The sequence below is a fragment of the Gemmobacter fulvus genome, assembly GCF_018798885.1.
GTDB lineage: Bacteria > Pseudomonadota > Alphaproteobacteria > Rhodobacterales > Rhodobacteraceae > Gemmobacter > Gemmobacter fulvus.
The window spans coordinates 339,636-357,413 of the sequence record NZ_CP076362.1 but is presented as its reverse complement, the minus strand read 5'-3'; the positions used below and the strand labels follow the sequence as shown (position 1 = coordinate 357,413).

The following is a 17,778-nucleotide window of genomic DNA, read 5'->3' as shown; positions in this document are numbered from 1 at the left end:
ATGCCGACTGCGATCTCCAAGGCCCCGAGCAGATCGGCTTCGGTCGCGCCGGGCATCGCCCGACCAAGAGAAATGTTCGGCCGCACCGGCCCCCGATTGTCAACCATGCGTGCCTGAAAGTGCGACGGCGTGTTGGTCTCCACTCCAAGCGGGCAGGGGCGCAAGCTGGCGAAGAATGGCGCTGCCCTACCCATCATCACCCTGCGATTTCCAAGGATAAGGCCCTTGATATAAAGGGCGAGATCTTTCGCTAAAGTTAGTGCCCAGCACATTCGGAAATGACAGGAACGCTCCAGATGGCGGGGCATCCGAATGAACGGAAGGGGCACGTGTATGTTGCCATTTGGAGACCAAGCTGCTATTAATCAGGATAATTAGGTAGGCAACCTAAAGCTGATCCAGCGATTGACGGGATGCAATGACACCTGAGGAATTTTCCGCACAGTCTGAAATCCGACCTCTTCGAATTGCATTCATCGTTACCGAATATCCCAAAACGACGGAGACATTCATCATGCGCGACGTGATGGAGTTTAGTCATAATGGGTGTGAATTGCTGATTTTCTCACTGACGCATTTCAACAAGCACGATCTTCTGCACGACTTTGCCAAGCCGACCCGGGCTTGGGCAAGAGACTATGCTTATCTGGCGTCGCGTGATGTGCTTGGTGCCGTTGCACATTTCCTGTGGCGGTCGCCGGGTGCGCTGGGGCGCATCGTCCTCGATATTCTGCGCGGCAGTGTGCGTGATCCCGTCACATTGCTGAAATCCTTGTTCATTCTGCCAAAATCCCTGCGGATTGCGCGAGAGCTGACGCGATGGCAGGCTGATCATGTTCATGCCGCCTATGCCGGTCATCCGGCCACGACAGCCTGGATTGTGAAGCGTATGACCCGCATTCCGTTTAGCACCAGCAGCCACGCCCATGATCTGTTCGAAACGCAGGCCCTGTTGGCGACGAAACTGCCCGAGGCGGATCTGGTGCGCACGATCAGCCATTACAATCGCCGGTTTATTTTGGATCATGTGCCTGACCTCGCCACCCGGCCCCCCGAAGTGATCCATGTCGGCACATATCTGAGCGATGACGCGCCCCGGGTTCCTTTGGAAAAGATTGATGGTTTCCGGATCCTGTATGTCGGGTCTCTTGAAGCCCGAAAGGGCGTCGATCTGCTGATCGGCGCGTTTGCCAAGGCGCGGCAGCCGCACTGGCACCTTGAGATTGTTGGTGATGGGCCTGAACGTGCGCGCCTTGAAGCGATGGCACAGAAAAACGAACTGTCTGGCAGCATTGTCTTCCGGGGCGCACAATCCAACGAGGCGGTGCGGTCGGCGATGCTGCGCTCATCGTTGCTGGTGGTGCCCAGCCGCATCGGGGCGCGCAATCAGACAGAGGGATTGCCGACCGTGATTGTCGAAGCTTTTGCCGCGCGCCTGCCGGTGGTGGCTACCCGTCTGACCGGTATCCCCGAAATTGTGCTGCACGAAGTCACCGGATTGCTGTTTGAAATGGAGGACGAGGCTGGCCTTGCTGCAGCACTGACCCGCATGGCCGCAGACTTGCCTCGCGCGGCGCAATGGGCCGATGCGGGCCGCGCCCTGGTTGAGGCCGAGTTTGATCAGAAGAAAAACGCCAAGGTGCTGCTGGATCACATTCGCAAGACGCTACCGGCCAGAAGAAACATGGTCTGACCGCCATGAACCGAAACGCCCATGATGTGCCCCGGCTTCTCATCATGATCGACAACCTTGGCATGGGTGGTGCGCAGAAACTTCTGGAGGTTCAGGTCGCAGAGATGACCAGAACGCATGCTCTGCGGATCGTCAATCTTGGGCCGGAGACGGATTTCGCGCGCAGTCTTGCGGGCTATGGTGTCGAAGTCGTCTCGAAGGGTGGGGTCCAGCTCAAGGATGTCGCAGCGTTGGTTAGGATGCGGCGGGAATTGGCGGATTGGGCACCGGACCTTATTCACACTCATCTGCTGTATGCCACTCTGATCGGGTCGCTGATGGCCCGTACCTTGGGGGTGCCGCATGTCACGACCCTGCACAACGAACGGTCAGACTCCGCCAGGGTCAGCGACCTGACAAGAAGCTGGCTTGAGCGCATGGTTCTGCGTCACCTGACAGAGGTTGTCATCGCCTGCGGACCCAGAATTGCAGAAATTCAAAAAACCCGCACCGGGAAGACCTTGCTGATCACGGTTGCCAACCGGGTAAGGCCTTTGACAGCGCTGCCACCCATGCAACGCCTTGCATTGCGCCAGGCGGCGCGGATCGCTCCCGAGGATGTATTCGTGCTGGCCGCCGGACGATTGATGCCGCAAAAGGGTTTTGATATCCTTGTCTCTGCCTTCGCCGAGGTCATAAAGGCCGCGCCCAAGGCATTGCTTTTCATTGTCGGTGACGGTCCTGACCGTCTGGCACTGGAACAGCAGGCAAAAGACTTGGGCCTGGGGGATCGGCTCCGTTTCCCTGGCCCGGTTGCCGATCTGGGTCAGATGTTGCAGATTGCAGATGCCTTTGTCCTGTCCTCGCGCCATGAGGGGCTTCCTCTTGTCTTGATCGAGGCGCTTTCTGCCGGGCTTCCCATTGTCTCTACAAGGGTTGGTGATGTGGAAACATTGCTGGATGACAGCTGCGGCCTGCTGGTTGACCAAGGAGAGGCCAAGCCGCTTGCGACAGCTCTGGTGCGGCTGGTCGGGGATGCGGACTTGCGGGCGCGCATGGGTAAGGCAGCATCTTTGGCCAGCCGAAAGCACACGGATGTCGCAGGTTTTGTCAATGAGTTGAAAACTGTCTACGCCCAAGCAAGGCAGCGTCATGACGGCTGAAACTGATCCACGGCTGGAGGACCGCCCTGTCAAGGTGCTGCTTGTTTGCACACGCGATCCACGTGGGAGAATGAGCGGACGCAAGATGGTTTTGCGCACGATCATCGAAAGCCTTGTCGCGCTGGGGCATCAGGTGACGATTGCCTATTTCGGAGAGCCGGAGGTCCATGGCGCGGGGCCAGATACGGATCAGAATACCTACGTTGCTCTACCGCATCCGTCACTATTTGACCGGCTGCCGGGTGCGCTTCGCTGGCTTTTCGTGGGGTCGGTCTCGCTGAACGAAGCGCTTTACCACAGCCGTCGCGCCGAAGCCGCCCTGATCCATCTGGCGCACACCAGCAAGGCCGATGTTGTGATTACCGATATGCTGCGCACGGCCCAGTACGGCGCCCGCCTTGGTCTTCCTTGGGTGGCCGATCTCGATGATCTGCTGTCTCGCAGATATGCAAACCTTGCCGAGGGGTACACCGCACAGTCGAATCTTCTGGGCTACTATCAGTCAAGATTCGGACAGGTTGTGCTCAAGTTCGGCGCGCGGCTGATGCCATCTGTGCTGCGGCGCGAGGCGGCGGCGGCCCAACGGCGCGAAATCGAGGTGGCACGGCTCGCAAATGTGACGACCCTGGTCAGCACCACCGAAGCCGCAGCATTGACGAAGGCCTCTGGGTGCAAGGTCTGGAATGCGCCAATGGCTGTGCCGGGACCGGCAGAATTGCCCGCTCTGACCGGACGTTCAGAGGGTCTCGTTTTTGTGGGGGGGCTTGATTACGGGCCGAACCTGAAAAGTGTACTGCAATTCGACAAGCTTATTTATCCTGCTCTTGCCAATGTCGGACAGGCAGATCTGTCACTGCACGTTATCGGCCATACGGCGGGAAAATCGGGGCAGTTCTCTGATGCGGTGATTTTGGATGGGTATGTCGACGACCTGGATGCAGCCGTGCAAAGCTATCGGGCCATGCTGGTGCCAGAGGTTGTGCCGGGCGGTGTAAAGACCAAAATAATTGTCGGGGCATTGAACGGAACAATTGTTGTTGCGCATCGGACGGCATTGTACGGCATGGGGCTTCAACATGGTGTGGATGTTCTGGCTTGGGAAACCAGTGCCGAGTTGGCGGAACAGCTTCGCCTGCTTCGGCAAGGCGCATATGATCTTGATGCGATGGCACGGGCTGCAAGGATGTGGGCGCAAAATCACTATAGTCCCGAGGTGTTGACGCAGACCTGGCGGCAGATCCTTGGCACAGCAATGAGCCAAGCTTAACGCTGGGCTCATACCTCATAGAAAGTTTGACACATGGCAGGGCGGCGTAATCTGATCCGCCGGATCTGTCGCGTTACGCATCGGGCTTGCGGTTCGCTTCAGCCCTTGCACGACGGAACAAGATCTCCTCTCTTGCACCGCGCAGCCAAAGATGCGCGGCAAATACACCCCAGATCAGGATCGCACCCGCGATCGCCGCAGAGAGGATCTGTGCAATGGAGCGCGTGGAGGTGGAGACCCGTGCAGCCGGTGTGCGATCCGCGATCTCCACCGTTGGGCCCACCAACTGGGTATAAGCGCGTGACATTTCCCAATCCTGCCGCTCGGCTTCCAGTGCGATCAGGCGTGTTCGGAACACCTCGCTGCGTTTTTCTTGCTGATCTATCAGGCCATCGAGCCACAAGAGTTGTCTGGTGATCTGCGCCATGTCCACCGGAATGTGATCGAGCCTCGGGGTCAGCGTCCACTCGGTGACGTCAGCCTGAGATTCGACTGCGCTACGCTCAACGCGCAGTCTGTTCAATTCGGCCTGAACAGCTTCGTCCTTTGCTTTCAGGCTTTCTTGCTGGCTGCTGAAATAGGCAGATGCATCGACGTGGAACAGCATGTCCCGCCGTTGCATATAGGATTCCAGAAAGGTTTGCAGAAGCTGATCGGCCATTTTGGGGTCTGGGTATGTCAAGCGAACCCCCAGCATCGTGGTTCCCTGAACCCGCCGAATGTCCAGCAGTTTGGAAAAGGCGGTGACCCGTTCTGCATCGGTCATCTCCGCTTCAGGCGCCGTCTGCTCCAGCGCCAGACTGGGGTTCTCCAGCTTGTCGAGCGTCATTTCCGCGACTTTGTGTGACGACAGCAATTGCAACTCGGTGGCCAGCGCATTGTCGAGTGACACTGTGATGTTTTCACCCCAATTGCGCCGAACCTCTGTCGGCGTGATCGGGAAATATTCACGACCGAACCGATACAGCAGTTTGGAGTCCGTGCTGTATTGCACCGGGGTTTGCAGGGTTTGATAGGTGGCAAGGCCGCCAAACGCAATTGCGCCCAGCAGGATAAGAACCATGGATTTGCGCAGTGCCGCCGCCGCCGCCGACTGGAGCGTATGGGGCTGGCGGATGGCAGGTGACACAGCCCTTTCCTGCGAATGCTCAGGCATGTCAGAACTCCTTGATAGAGGGGTGCGTTTGTCCGAGGCAGCCGCTGTTACTGCCAAAGTGGCAATGAAAAGCGCCATGAACGCCCAGAAAAACCTTGGGTAAGCGTCATGCAGAAAAATGGATGTGGCAAGATAGCCAATCACCGAGAGCATGATGGCGCGCAACAGGTAGGTGTCGGGCGCAGCGTGATCTTGGTGACCGTGCCGCAATGTCCGCGCTGCAAGTGTCAAAGCCGTCAGCACAAAGCCCATGAACAGGATCAAACCGACAAGGCCTTGTTCCGCAGCAATCTCCAGATACAGGCTGTGGGCGGCGGGGGGCGCAGTCATGTCCAACGCATAGCGCAGCGCATAGACTTCATAATGTGTGGCGAATTGCCCCGGACCAACCCCAAGAAACGGGTTGTCGGCAAACATGCGCAACGCTGCCCGCATCACCGACACCCGTTGGATCACCGCCGGATCGCCCGTGATGTCTTCGTCACCCAGCAACAGGCGGGCGGTTTCGATCCCGGCGAAGGCGCGCTCGAAAGTGGCAATCGGCCCCACAAGTGCGACCAATGCCATGCCAACCAAAAAGCCAGGTAATATGAACGTCCTGCGGTGCGACAGAAGCAGTGTGGCAAATGCCACGACCACAAGCCCCAGAAGCGCGCCGCGTGAATTGGTCAGCACGATGCTGACCAGAATGACAACGGCGCAGATCGCGGCGAGGGCGCGCATGGCCCATCGTTGATCCGAAATCATCAGGGCAATTGGAATGGGCAGCGTGGTCAGCAGCAGTTGAGCGAAGAAGTTCGCATCGGGCAAAGGTCCGGTCAACCGCCAGCCATGGGTTTCGCCCTGGATATGCAGGTAAGCGGCGTTTGCGTAGCCCCAGAAATTTATGTCAAAGCGCCCTGTGGCGTATTGATAGACGGAAAGGGCAGCGACACCGCCGATGGTCACTGACATCGTTCGGGCCGTCATGCGGAGTCTTTCAGGTGTGGTCAGAAAGCCCACCAGAACCAGAAAAATGACAAGGTTTTTGGCCAGTTCGCTGGCCACGGATATTGCGGCCTCAGTATTGGTGACCCAGGGAATGCGCAGGGCAATGACGACAAAGAAAAGCCCCATCAGTGGCAGTAACCGAAGTGCGGTGACGGGTTTCTCGCGGCGCAACAGGGTTCGGACGGCCAAAAGGGCCGTCAGGGTGGGCACAAGCAGTGTGCCGATTGATGGCAACCCGTGTTCATGGACAAGAATGGCGGGTGTGTTGGTCAAGGTGATGCCAAGAAACAGGCAGACGGCCAGCATGGGCCAGTGCAGGGCCAGAACCACGGTCCCGCAAGCAATCACTGCTGACAAGATGATCAAGGTGACCAATGTCATGCTGTGATTGCACCGCCGTATCTCTTGCCACGCCTCATTGCGGTCCTTTGGTTTCTGCCCCGCCCGATGGCCGATCCTGCGCCGGGGGGCGTGTCCGGTATGGCGACATTCTGGTCATCAGCAGGGCCAGGAACATCAGATAGGGTAGGCCACCTGCAAGGCACATCAACACAAGGCGCATGGGCTCGGACACATTACCCTGAACAGCCCAACCCGCCGTCACACATCCAAGAGCCCCGCCAACGGTCGCGATGAATGGGCGTAGCAAAGATGAAAAAAGGACATCACTGCCGACGCCGATCAGCCGCCCAGCAACAATCCAGTTCACGGCCGAAATCACGCAGGCAACCAAAACTTGCCCCCCCGCAATACCAGCCACCCCCCACAAGGATCCTGCGAGAAGGATCGGCACTGCCAGCACCAGATTAAATGCGCCGATCAATGTCAGCACCTGCGGTCGGCCCGTTGCCTTGTAAATATCACCTAGATTGAAGCCTGTCGAATAGATCAGGGCATAGAATGCAAGGATCTGCATCAATGGCACGGCAGATGCCCATTTGCTGCCAAAAACCGAGAGGATAAAGGGTTCCGCGACCAGCGCCATACCAACGGCGACGGGCAGGGTGACCGCCAACAGCACCGTCAGCCCGCGGGCAAAGACCTGTCTGAGGCGCGCGACATCATCCACGCTCTGGCTGAGCGCAGGAAACAGGGCTTGGCTGGCGGACCAGCAGATGCCCAGAACGACCAGCTCAACAAGTGAAAAGGCCAGCGTGTAGTAGCCCAGCATCTCGGTCTGAAAGCGATAACCAACGATCGCTACGTCCAGTTTTCTGATGGCGACGCCCAGCAGGCCGATCGCTGCAATCTGTACGGCATAGGGCAAAATGGCTTTTGTTTCGGATCGGTCGAGCGACAGGCGTGGGCGCCATCCACTGAGCAACATCGCCAGAATCAGGCCAATGGCGATGGATGCAATATGGCTGTAAACAAGACTCCACACCCCAAAGCCAGCCAGGGCCATCGGAATGCCGACGATTGCCTTCGTCACCGCCTTCGCGATTTCCGGGACGATTCTGCGCCCGAATTCCATCCGACGCTGAAGAATTCCGGAAAACACGGCGGATGGGCTGCCAAGCAATATGCAAAAGGCAAAAGCCCGGATCACCCCCGATACGTCAGGCGCCTTGAAAAAAATCGACAACATGGGGGCTGCCAGATAGACCACACCCGCCATCGCCGCACCCGAGGCCAGAGATAACGACAGCGCCACAGCGGCTGTGACGTTCAGATCGCCGCGGCGCCAGACGATCACTGCCCCGGCACCGGCCTCGGTCAAGGCCTCGTTTATGGCAAGGACAAGGAAACCGATAGCAACCAGACCAAAATTTTCTGGCGTCAGAAGGCGGGCCAGAACCACCATGGTTGCAAACGCGATCAGCTTGCCTGCGAAAAAGCCGAAATATGATACCATGGCGCCGCTGCGTATGGCCCGGCTCATGCGGTCCAGCTCTGTCATGGTGAATGCGCAATGCATAGGGCCTTGCCATCAAGCGCTGATGCCATGCCGGAGCGAAGGTCAAGCTGATGCGCACAAGAGGGCGTTGTCATTTGAATTATTGCGTTTCAGAGAGATGTAGCCCAGCCTGCTGAAGAATGCTGTGGCCCTAGCGAAAGTCTGTCCATGTGTGGAATGTTCGGCGAATTCGGTCCGCATTGCTTGGAGGATGCGTCTGCAATCGACCGTATCTCGGAAAGTATCCGGCACCGCGGGCCTGATGCAAGCGGTTTTGCAAGAGGCGAGCACTGGATGCTGGGGTTCCGCAGGTTGGCAATTCTGGATTTGTCAGCCGAGGGTAATCAGCCAATGCGATCAGAAGACGGTCAGCATATTCTGGTTTTTAACGGCGAGGTCTATAATTATCTGGAACTGCGCAAAGCCCTTGAGGCCGAGGGCGAATGCTTTCGGAGTGGCACAGATACCGAGGTGGTCTTGCGCCTGCTCATGCGGGAGGGGGCCAAAGCCCTGAACCGCCTTAACGGCATGTTTGCCTTTGCCTATGTGGATCTGAAAAAACGCAGCTATCTTCTGGCCCGGGACCGATTTGGCGTGAAGCCACTGTATCTGCGCTTTGGCCGAGGGACACTACGCTTTGCCTCCGAACTGCGTGGCCTTTTGCAGTGGCCGGATGCAGACAGGCAGATCGACCCTGACGCTGCGGTCGAGTATATGGCGCTTGGGTATGTGCCGGGCGATATGTGCATATTCAAGGGCTACACCAAACTGCCGCCCGGCCATTACATCGCAGGTGATCTTGAAACCCCGGTGATGGCTGCAACATGCTGGTGGCAGCTTGATATCGCCCCGGATCATCGGCTGATGGGGCAGGAGGAAGCCCTACTGGAAGAGCTTGATGTGCTTTTGGCAGACGCAACGGCCCTTCGGATGCGCAGCGATGTCCCCGTTGCGCTGCTACTGTCTGGTGGGATCGACAGCGGTCTGGTCGGGTCTTACATGGCGCAATCAGGGGGCGCACCACTTGGGCTGGTGGCAGGTTTCAATCGCGCGGATTACGATGAATCCGATTTGGCGTGCAAAACTGCAGAACACGTTGGGATGCGGGTTGCGGTATTGACTTTGACCGAAAGCGACTTGGCAGGCGTAGACCGGGTGGCTATGGTCTATGATGAGCCCTTTGGCGACCCTTCGGCCTTGCCAATGCTGTATATCTGCGAAGCCGCGCGCGCGCATGCAACCGTCTTGTTGACAGGGGATGGCGGGGATGAGGCGTTCGGTGGCTACCGCCGCTATGTCGAGATCCAGAAATATCGCGCGATCATGGCCTTGCCCGATGGCGTTCGCGGGATGATCTGGGCTTTGGGTCGCAGACGGCTGTCCGCGCAACAGGCCTACCGTCTTGCCAAGGCAACGCTGCCGGGCAGCATGTTGGGTGCGGCCTTTGATGGGCTGGGACTTGCGCGCGATCCGGCCTTGGGTCAGCTGATCCACATGGAGGAAAACACAACGCGTGACCTTGTTCCCTCGGTCCGGCGCACCTGGGCGGGTACGACGCACAAGGATCTTCTCTCACGCCAAAGAATGTTCGATTATGCGCATTACTTGCCGGATGACGTGCTGGTAAAGGTTGACCGTGCCTCGATGGCATATTCCACCGAGGCGCGATCCCCTTTTCTAGACTATAGAGTAGCAGAGTTCGCGGCAAAACTGCCCGCCCGCCTGTTGTTGCGTGCGGGTCAGGGCAAGCGGATGTTGCGCCAGTTGGCAAGACGGCGCTTGCCAGCAGAGGTTGCAAAAGGTGGCAAGCGTGGCTTTGGTGTGCCCGTCGGCGATTGGATCCGCACCCCCGCTGGCGCGGCGTTTGTACGTGAACGGCTTTTGGCTCCGTCGACCAATATATCCAGGCTATGGCGGGTTGACGGCGTTGAGGCCTTGTTGACAGAGCATATTGAAGGCAGGCGTGACTACGGCGACCAGTTCTGGCGCCTTCTCATTCTGGAATCCTGGCTGCGGCAACATGGCGCCGGGGCGCAGGCATGAGCGCGAAATCCGTTCCGGACCGCATTCGCGTGGCCATGCTGACACAGCGCTACATTCCCTTCACAGGGGGCGCTGAAAAGCAACTCTCTGCCGTATTGCAGCGTTTGCCCGATCTGGGCATTGATGCCACCGTCATCACGCGCCGACACGACGACAGCCCGCCCTATAGTCTGGTCAACGGTATTCCGGTTCATCGTATTGATGTTCATGGTCCACGGGTGATTGCGTCGCTCAGTTACACCGCGCAAGCGCTGCGCCTGCTGCGCCGCTTTGGGCCAGACGTGGTACACGCCCATGAACTGCTATCACCCACCACCACGGCCATTGCCTATAAAGTGATGTGTGGAACGGCGGTTGCAGCCAAGGTTTTGCGCGGCGGCAGTCTGGGCGACATCGCGGTCCTTGAGGGCAGTCGGATCGGCCGCCTTCGTCTGTCGCGCCTGTTGCAGCGGGTCGATGCCTTTTCGGTGATCAGCGGCGAAATTGATGCGGAACTTGCCGACCATGGTGTTCCGTCCGAAAGACGCCGTTTTATCCCAAATGGCGTTGATTTGGCGCGTTTTCATCCCGTTGAGCCGGACAGGAAAATACACATCCGCGCAGGGTTGGGTCTTCCCGATGGCCCGATTGCCATGTTCGCCGGACGGCTTGAACGGGAAAAACGGATTGATCGCCTTGTCGCCCTTTGGCCTCATGTGCGGTCTGTGATCCCTGCGGCGACGCTTGTGGTTGCCGGGACGGGCAGTCTTGCCCACGCTCTGGCCGCTGCCCGGACCGAAGGTATTATCCTCGCCGGGGCACAAGCTGACCTGTGCGACTGGTATGCCGCTGCGGATGTGTTTGTTCTGCCGTCTGAAGCGGAAGGCCTGTCAAATGCAATGCTGGAGGCACTGGCAACAGGCTTGCCCTGCGTAGCCACCAAAGTGGGCGCTGCGCCCGAACTTTTGTCGCAAGGATTGGGGTGTCTGGTTGATGTCGATGACGACAGTGGTCTGGTGTCGGCGCTGATCGCCACATTGCAAGGCCTGCCAAGTTATTCGGCACAACACGCGCGTGATGTCGTGGTCAGCAATTACAGTATCGAGGTAACGGCATCACGGCTTGCACAGCTTTACCGTGAGTTGGTATATGTCAAAAAAAACCGTAATACCGCCATTAAATTCCGTTAGGCTTCATTGCCCAGATTACAGTGCCCCAAAAAATCCGCATGTCGCCAATAAAGCTGACCGATTTTGCATAGGACGCATCCACAGCGACCCTCTCGTCGTAGGTCATCTCATAACGCGAGGATGCAATTTGCCATAGCCCTGTGATGCCCGGGCGCACGGAAATATAGTCTTTGCGTGCATCCCCATATCGCTCGATTTCTTCCAGGGTCACGGGGCGCGGGCCTATCAAACTCATCTCGCCCCGCAGGACGTTCCATAATTGCGGCAATTCGTCCAAGCTGGTTTTGCGGAATATCTGTCCGGCCCGCGTAATGCGTGGATCCTTGCGCAGTTTTTGGGTCTCCGCCCACTCGCGGGCGGCTTCCGGGTCGGATTGCAAAAGCTTGGCGAGTTGTTCGGCGGAATCTGTCCGCATGGTGCGAACCTTCAGGCAGTCAAACATCTTGCCAGTGCGCCCGACACGCGGGTGGCGGTAGATAAACGGCCCATTGTCGCGTATAACAATCGGCAACATGATGATCAGGAGGATTGCAATTATCGGCAGCATCAAAACGACCAGGCTGATATCAAGCACTCTTTTTCCGAAGATCGCATAGACAGTCCTGCGCCGCCAAGACTTATCTCCTGAAGCCGATTTTGCAGGCTTGTTCCATAGATCCTGCGCTGACGTCGAAGTAATCTGTTCTTCAAGATGCATCGGGGTACATTGTATCGGATCTGGTCCGAAGACCAGACTGGAAACCTCAAGAACATGCTCCCGATACAGACTGAAAAGGACCATAAGATCCCCCCTGAAATATAAAGAGTGCGTCAAGAAAGCGGCCCCTGAAATGCTCCGGTCAACGCACTGCGATCCTGCATTCAACTGAGCATTAACTGGCTGCCTTGGCTGGGTCTGAGTCAAGTAACATTGCAGATTCACTTTGAAATTGTGAAAAAGCGAGAAAATGTTGCAGCCCTGACATGACTTAAATTCTATATGTTCAATCTAAGGTGGAAAATCGTTAACGTATTAGTGTGGCGTCCAGAGCGCGCTTTACGATTTGATGCCGGTGCGAATCGACGTTTGATTCCGCGCCAAAGACGTTAATCCCGCACTTCAGATATATGAAAAGGTCCTTTTGTGAAGTGCTTGCGCCGTCAGGCCACCTGAGATTGCGGCGGTGCCGCAAAGCCAGCAAGCCCTACGATGCGGCATGTGAACGCGACATCGCGCTTTGCCAGACATTCCCCTTAGTTCTCGAGTCGGATCAAGCCAGGTTGGCTTCTGTTTGGCGGACCTGTCTCCAGAAGTACACCCCCGGGGATGAGGTCCGGTTCAATAAATACACCGCGGCCACCCACCCATCGGTTATCCGCAATGATATTGCCCTTCGACGGCAAGACGATCGGGGCCTCTTTGTCTCCTATGGAGGCTGCATAGGCTGGTTCGCCATCGCGATAAAAAGCGGCATCTGCGGAAGTCCCGGCAGTATTCTTTAGCACTCTTATGTCTTGCGCATTGTCAAGATAAATATTGACGCTGTAATTGTCGTAAAAAAGGTTCTCTTCAACAAGCCCTTCTATGGACGACATGACGCTGATGCCCTCTCCATAGTTCTTGTAAGTCTTGTTGCGTCTGACGATTGAGTTGTCAGAGGCAGAGATTTCGATACCGGATGCCCAGAGACGCTCCATGTCGCGCTGTTTGTTTTCCAGCACGTTGCCATAAACGACATTGAATTCGACAAGATTGTTCTGCGAAACGCCGCGTGTTTCATGGCCAACCCAAATTCCTGTTTTGTGGCTGGCATGCACTGTATTGTTGCGAACGGTTACATGCTCTGTGCCCCACAATGTAATTCCCGAGCCTTGCGCATTCCGGACTTCAAACCCTTCGAAAACCACATGTTTGCCGGAAATGACAACTAGGTCTGTTTCGGCGTCTGTCTTGCTTCCGTCTATGATGACCGTTGCACCTTTTGCAGCACTGATACTGATCGGTTTAGCGGCTGTTCCTGCCAAATCAATGCGAACCGGCCCCAGATAGGTGCCTTCCATCACGATCACATCCGCCCCAGGTGCAAGACGACCGGCCTGGAAGCTCAGGCTTGCGAAGGGCTTCTCGATCGTGCCCGGCCACTGGTCGTTTCCCGAGGTGGATACATAGTAGGACCGTGCCACCAGCAGGTTCGGCCAAAGCCCGGCCATGGCGGCGAGCACGATAAGTGAGCGGCAATACACCGGTTCTCCTCCTCGACAAAAGCGGGGGCTGGGCCCGACTGGGCAACCCGCGCTCAGTGTCAGCCTATATGCGGAAATTGCGTTTAGCCAGCATTGTGGCAAGGCACTTGGCCTGACCTTCGTTGATCTCAGCATGCCCTATGCGCGGTCCTTTGCCGGTGTGACAAGGGTACGGCATCATTCGATAGACACCCAAAGGGGAATATGAAATCAGCGCGCCGGTACGATTGCGCGGGTTCGCCGGGGTTGGATCGGCGTTCTGGCGGCCTGTCACCGGGATATGCCCGGGCCTGCCGTTACCGAGATGCAACAATTCGTCTGCAGGAAGATTCCGCTGCCGCTTGTTCCCGATTTTGACACGTTTGCGCCCGAGTTTTGGGGCATTGTTGAGCCAAGACAGTCAAAAGCTGCAAGCAGTATACAGGAGTTTACCGATGACGAGCGGCCGCACCGGCACTCTCGCACAGCTATGTGCGCAGGTGCTCTTCGTTTGCTTTGGATCCTTCAAGCACGCCTTCCTGGCGCTGGTCTTCCTGCCCATCCTGGCGTGCCCATCCGTGGCGCGCACCTTGTATGTCGATGCTTCAAGTACCGCTGGCTCCGGCAGCATCACTGCTCCGTTCAATTCGATTAGCCATGCCGCCAAAAGTGCCCGTCCGGGGGACACGGTTCTCGTGCGTCGCGGCGTTTACAGCGAGAAGGTAAAGATCAACACAAGCGGCAGGTTGGGCGCGCCCATCGTCATCAAGGGCGAGCGCGGAGCGGTCATTGATGGCAGCCGAACCAAAGTTGACACCTTGGTCGACATTGGCGGCGATCATATCATTTTTGAAGGGTTTGAGGTTCGGAACGCCTCGCGCACCGGGATCGGGCTCTGGGGAACCTTCCATACCGTTGTGCGAAAGAATGTCGTCGTTGGCAGCCAGGGGGCAGGGATCTGGGTCGGGCATGACCGTCGCGGCGGATCGGGCAAGAATGTTGTGGAATACAACATAGTGCGCGACAATTGCCGGATGAACCGGGCACGCAATCGAAACTCCGGTTGGCCGATTGGAATCGCCATTGCCGTTTCGGATCAAAGCATCGTGCGCGCAAACCGTGTGTATGAAAACCATGGCGAGGGCATCGGCGTGTTGTCGTCAAGCAATGTCAAAGTACATGGCAATGTTGTTTATGACAATTTCAGCGTGAACATCTATCTGGACAATGCTCCGAAATCCTATGTTCAGGCCAATACGATCGGGTCGACAGGGAACAAGACCTTCTTTCGCCACAAGCGCCCGCCCGCAGGTGTTCTGATTGCGAATGAGGTTACACGCTATAAAATGGCATCCAGCGGCATTACTGTGGTCAGCAATACCATGATCGGTGTCGAAGACGTATATTACGGCACCTATGGCCTGAATACCGGGTTACATGACAGCATCATTGCACCCAACAAAGTACAGCCCGCAAGCTGGCTTGTACCCCCAAGCGGTACGGCGAGCAGCTGATCCTGTCCGCGCTCCGGGACGTGGCTCAGTCGTCTGAAAGCCCGGCGCGGTTCAGTGGCGTGGTCTGTGCAGGAATGCGTCCGTGCTGATGACCTCACCATAGCCGAAGGCCAGCGCCGCCATCAGCGCGGCATGGACCTGCGCGGCGGGGGTGGTCACGTCGGCAAACTCCAGATCGCGGGTGGCGCAGGCATCATGGATAGTTACGGTCTTGTAACCGAAGTCATTGGCGGCGCGGGTGGTGGCATCCACGCACATATGGCTCATGGCACCGATGACAATCACCTCCGCGACTCCGTGCCCATCAAGCAGATCCTTCAGCCCGGTGTTGCGGAAGGAATTGGGGAAGTTCTTGGTGATAAGCGGTTCGTCGGCTTGCGGCAGGACGGTGTCATGGATCCTCGCCCCGTCGGTGCCTGGTACGAAGATTGGTCCACCGGGCATTTCATGGCGGATGCTGACCACCAGATCCCCCATGGCGCGACCATGCGCCATGACGCGTGCGGCATTGGCTGCGGCGGTTTCTATTCCTTGAAGCGCGAAGTTTCCGCTGGGCCAGTATTCGTTTTGCAGGTCAACGACCAGAATGGCGCGTTTCGACATGAGAGATTTCCTTCCGGTGTCAGTTCCAGCTTGAAAGGAATATCGGCGCAGGTGCAGATCGCTGCTATTGGCGAAATCGACAGAGATAGGGGCAATATCGACAATGGTGGCAGAGATCGGAATCCTGCTTTATCCCGGTGCCCAGATGTCAGCTGTACTGGGGCTGACCGATCTGTTTCTGATTGCTGATGGGATCGCCGAACAGCCAACCTCAGTCGTCCCCCGCCTGTGCGTGCGACATCTGAGCCTTGAACACGGCGTTGCCCGCGGCGTTTTCTCCAGTGATCCGGCACCCGGGGAGGCCAGCCGCCATGACGTGTTGATCCTGCCGCCCTCGCTGTTGCCACCGATGGACCGGGAAAGCGCCGCCCCCTTCGCAAGATGGTTGCGGGCGCGCCACGCCGAGGGCGCCGCGCTGGCATCGATCTGCGCGGGCGCGTTCCTTCTCGGGGAAACCGGGCTGCTGGCAGGGCGCGCGCTGACAACCCACTGGACCCATGCGCAGGCCTTGCGGGACCGGTTTCCCGCAGCGCAGGTCGATACGGATCGGCTGATCATTGATGGCGGTGACATACTCTCGGCAGGTGGGTTGATGTCCTGGTCCGATCTGGGCCTGAAACTTGTTGAACGGTTTCTGGGTCCGGTTGCAATGGCTGCCACCGCCCGGATGATGCTGGTCGACCTGCCGGGGCGCGAACAGCGGTATTACAGTGCTTTCGTGCCACGGCTGACCCATGGGGATACTGCAATCCTGAAAGCCCAGCATGTTCTGCATGCAAGTGAGGGGCGCGAGGCACGGCTCTGTGCCCTTGCCGAAAGGGCGGGGTTGGAAGAGCGCACCTTCCTGCGGCGGTTTCAGAAGGCCACCGGACTGACCGCAACAGATTACGCCCAACGGCTGCGTGTGGCGAAGGCGCAGGAGTTGCTGCAATTCGGGCAGCACCCCATCGAGCGCATCGCATGGGAGGTCGGCTATTCCGACCCCGGCGCATTCCGAAAAGTCTTTTTGCGGATCGTCGGCCTGTCACCGGGCGAATACAGGCGGCGGTTTCACACCTGAGGCGATCATTTTGACAGGCCTTGCCCCCCGCGCCCGATGAAGCTCCGCCTCAGTCATCGGACGCATTGGACAAGAGAAGGCCGAGTGCCCGCCCCGCCGGTAGCGAAGCAGGCTGTCTGTGCCCATGGCATGGGTCTTGTAGAGGGCAAGAGGGTTGACGGGACTACATCCCGTGCGCCCAGACGGGCAGCAGGCCGAAAGCGGCAAGTGCCATCCAGACCGCCATGGCGATCATCATCAGGTTTTCGGTCAGCGAGAGGAAGCCGAGGGGAACATTGCTTGAGCCGCCGACACAGGCACACTTCAGTTCGCGGCGGTCAACATAGACTGCCTTGACCACCGAGGCCGCGCCGATGGTGCCGATGAACAGCGCGACGGGGACCGACAGCCATGTCAAAGCCCCGGCAACCATCAGGACACCCGCCAGCCCCTCTGCGAAGGGATAGATGTAGGAATAGGGCACCCAGCGCTTGGCGAGAAGGTCGTAGTTCAGGAACATGGTCGCGAAGCTCTCGACATTCTGGAGCTTCAGCAGTGCCAGAACCGTCATGCTGAAAGCGATGAACCACTCAGCCCCCCTGATGGTGAATGGCGTGCCGTAAACCGCGACGCTTGTGGCAAGTGCCATCAACAGGGTCATGGCAAACAAGGCAACGACCGGGCGATAGCTGGTCGCCTTCGGGTCCACCACGGGTTTGCCCAGAAAGCGGCGCAGATCGTCATGGCCCCCTACGCGTTTGCCGCCGATGAAAACCTGTGGAGTGGTCGGGACACCATGCGCGGTCTTGAAGGCATCGACCTCCGCGCGCGTGGTCAGGTGATGATCCTCGACCACGTAGCCCGCCCGTTTCAGCAGGTCCAGCGATTTCAGACCATAGGGGCAGCTGTGGTCCGGCATCACCATCCGGTAAAGCTGCGCAGTTTTCATGGCGTGGGTGGTCTTGGCAGATTCCGACATTGTCATGTCCCCTTCTCATCCTTGATTCGGAGTGGTCGGCATGTATATAAGTCCCGTACCATAGTACGGTATCAAGAGGAAAAA

At 57.8% G+C, this 17,778-nt stretch carries 13 protein-coding genes; 7 read left to right on the top strand and 6 right to left on the bottom strand.

Annotation, left to right across the window (positions count from 1 at the left end):
* The first annotated feature begins 418 nt into the window (after window positions 1-418).
* From KM031_RS18150 to KM031_RS18140, 3 genes are read left to right on the top strand one after another with little or no spacing between them, the layout of a single operon-like run.
* Window positions 419-1,693 (top strand): glycosyltransferase family 4 protein, encoded by a 1,275-nt coding sequence (locus tag KM031_RS18150; protein WP_215505108.1) that lies wholly within the window; start codon window positions 419-421, stop codon window positions 1,691-1,693.
* A gap of 44 nt (window positions 1,694-1,737) precedes the next feature.
* Complete coding sequence (locus KM031_RS18145) at window positions 1,738-2,835, top strand: glycosyltransferase (protein WP_215505109.1); 1,098 nt, start codon at window positions 1,738-1,740, stop codon at window positions 2,833-2,835.
* Window positions 2,825-4,102 (top strand): glycosyltransferase, encoded by a 1,278-nt coding sequence (locus KM031_RS18140; RefSeq protein ID WP_215505110.1) that lies wholly within the window; start codon window positions 2,825-2,827, stop codon window positions 4,100-4,102. Before KM031_RS18145 ends, KM031_RS18140 begins: the two co-directional genes overlap by 11 nt.
* Before the next feature lie 73 nt (window positions 4,103-4,175).
* On the opposite strand, the gene KM031_RS18135 is transcribed toward KM031_RS18140, so the two are convergent.
* The gene (locus tag KM031_RS18135) at window positions 4,176-6,629 is read right to left on the bottom strand and encodes an O-antigen ligase family protein (protein ID WP_215505111.1); all 2,454 of its coding nucleotides are present in this window, start codon (window positions 6,627-6,629) and stop codon (window positions 4,176-4,178) included.
* A gap of 34 nt (window positions 6,630-6,663) precedes the next feature.
* On the bottom strand, window positions 6,664-8,148 hold the full coding sequence (locus KM031_RS18130; RefSeq protein ID WP_215505112.1) for a lipopolysaccharide biosynthesis protein: 1,485 nt from the start codon (window positions 8,146-8,148) through the stop codon (window positions 6,664-6,666).
* Window positions 8,149-8,313: 165 nt separating this feature from the next.
* Between KM031_RS18130 and asnB the strand changes: the two genes are divergently transcribed.
* Together asnB and KM031_RS18120 are read left to right on the top strand one after the other, a co-directional pair.
* Window positions 8,314-10,188 carry an asparagine synthase (glutamine-hydrolyzing) gene (gene asnB, locus KM031_RS18125; protein ID WP_307742832.1) on the top strand — a complete coding sequence of 625 codons (1,875 nt, stop codon included), beginning with the start codon at window positions 8,314-8,316 and terminating at the stop codon, window positions 10,186-10,188.
* Window positions 10,185-11,357, top strand: a complete 1,173-nt coding sequence (locus KM031_RS18120; protein ID WP_215505114.1) for a glycosyltransferase family 4 protein — start codon at window positions 10,185-10,187, stop codon at window positions 11,355-11,357. The genes asnB and KM031_RS18120 overlap by 4 nt, the downstream gene beginning before the upstream one ends.
* Here KM031_RS18120 and KM031_RS18115 read toward each other — a convergent pair.
* On the bottom strand, window positions 11,344-12,138 hold the full coding sequence (locus KM031_RS18115; protein WP_215505115.1) for a sugar transferase: 795 nt from the start codon (window positions 12,136-12,138) through the stop codon (window positions 11,344-11,346). The two genes, KM031_RS18120 and KM031_RS18115, sit on opposite strands and share 14 nt — an antisense overlap.
* Window positions 12,139-12,590: 452 nt before the next feature.
* Window positions 12,591-13,580: a right-handed parallel beta-helix repeat-containing protein gene (locus KM031_RS18110; RefSeq protein ID WP_215505116.1), complete on the bottom strand. Its 990-nt coding sequence runs from the start codon at window positions 13,578-13,580 to the stop codon at window positions 12,591-12,593.
* A gap of 434 nt (window positions 13,581-14,014) precedes the next feature.
* Between KM031_RS18110 and KM031_RS18105 the strand changes: the two genes are divergently transcribed.
* Window positions 14,015-15,073 (top strand): right-handed parallel beta-helix repeat-containing protein, encoded by a 1,059-nt coding sequence (locus KM031_RS18105; protein WP_215505117.1) that lies wholly within the window; start codon window positions 14,015-14,017, stop codon window positions 15,071-15,073.
* Window positions 15,074-15,124: 51 nt separating this feature from the next.
* Here the strand turns inward: KM031_RS18105 and KM031_RS18100 are convergent, their stop codons facing one another.
* A complete protein-coding gene (locus KM031_RS18100) occupies window positions 15,125-15,676 on the bottom strand; it encodes a cysteine hydrolase family protein (RefSeq protein WP_215505118.1) in 552 nt (183 codons plus the stop codon).
* A 145-nt stretch (window positions 15,677-15,821) separates the two neighbouring features.
* On the opposite strand from KM031_RS18100, the gene KM031_RS18095 reads away from it, so the two are divergent.
* The gene (locus tag KM031_RS18095; protein ID WP_246567056.1) at window positions 15,822-16,736 is read left to right on the top strand and encodes a GlxA family transcriptional regulator; all 915 of its coding nucleotides are present in this window, start codon (window positions 15,822-15,824) and stop codon (window positions 16,734-16,736) included.
* A gap of 163 nt (window positions 16,737-16,899) precedes the next feature.
* Here KM031_RS18095 and KM031_RS18090 read toward each other — a convergent pair whose 3' ends face one another.
* Entirely contained in the window at window positions 16,900-17,700 is an 801-nt protein-coding gene (locus KM031_RS18090) for a glutaredoxin family protein (RefSeq protein ID WP_215505120.1), read from the bottom strand.
* Between the last annotated feature and the right edge of the window lie 78 nt (window positions 17,701-17,778).

Bases quoted from the DNA above. Each gene is read 5' to 3' on its own strand.
- KM031_RS18150 (WP_215505108.1), top strand. From the start codon at position 419: ATGACACCTGAGGAATTTTCCGCACAGTCTGAAATCCGACCTCTTCGA.
- KM031_RS18145 (WP_215505109.1), top strand. From the start codon at position 1,738: ATGATCGACAACCTTGGCATGGGTGGTGCGCAGAAACTTCTGGAGGTT.
- KM031_RS18140 (WP_215505110.1), top strand. From the start codon at position 2,825: ATGACGGCTGAAACTGATCCACGGCTGGAGGACCGCCCTGTCAAGGTG.
- KM031_RS18135 (WP_215505111.1), bottom strand. From the start codon at position 6,629: ATGACATTGGTCACCTTGATCATCTTGTCAGCAGTGATTGCTTGCGGG.
- KM031_RS18130 (WP_215505112.1), bottom strand. From the start codon at position 8,148: ATGACAGAGCTGGACCGCATGAGCCGGGCCATACGCAGCGGCGCCATG.
- asnB (WP_307742832.1), top strand. From the start codon at position 8,314: ATGTGTGGAATGTTCGGCGAATTCGGTCCGCATTGCTTGGAGGATGCG.
- KM031_RS18120 (WP_215505114.1), top strand. From the start codon at position 10,185: ATGAGCGCGAAATCCGTTCCGGACCGCATTCGCGTGGCCATGCTGACA.
- KM031_RS18115 (WP_215505115.1), bottom strand. From the start codon at position 12,138: ATGGTCCTTTTCAGTCTGTATCGGGAGCATGTTCTTGAGGTTTCCAGT.
- KM031_RS18105 (WP_215505117.1), top strand. From the start codon at position 14,015: ATGACGAGCGGCCGCACCGGCACTCTCGCACAGCTATGTGCGCAGGTG.
- KM031_RS18100 (WP_215505118.1), bottom strand. From the start codon at position 15,676: ATGTCGAAACGCGCCATTCTGGTCGTTGACCTGCAAAACGAATACTGG.
- KM031_RS18095 (WP_246567056.1), top strand. From the start codon at position 15,822: ATGTCAGCTGTACTGGGGCTGACCGATCTGTTTCTGATTGCTGATGGG.
- KM031_RS18090 (WP_215505120.1), bottom strand. From the start codon at position 17,700: ATGACAATGTCGGAATCTGCCAAGACCACCCACGCCATGAAAACTGCG.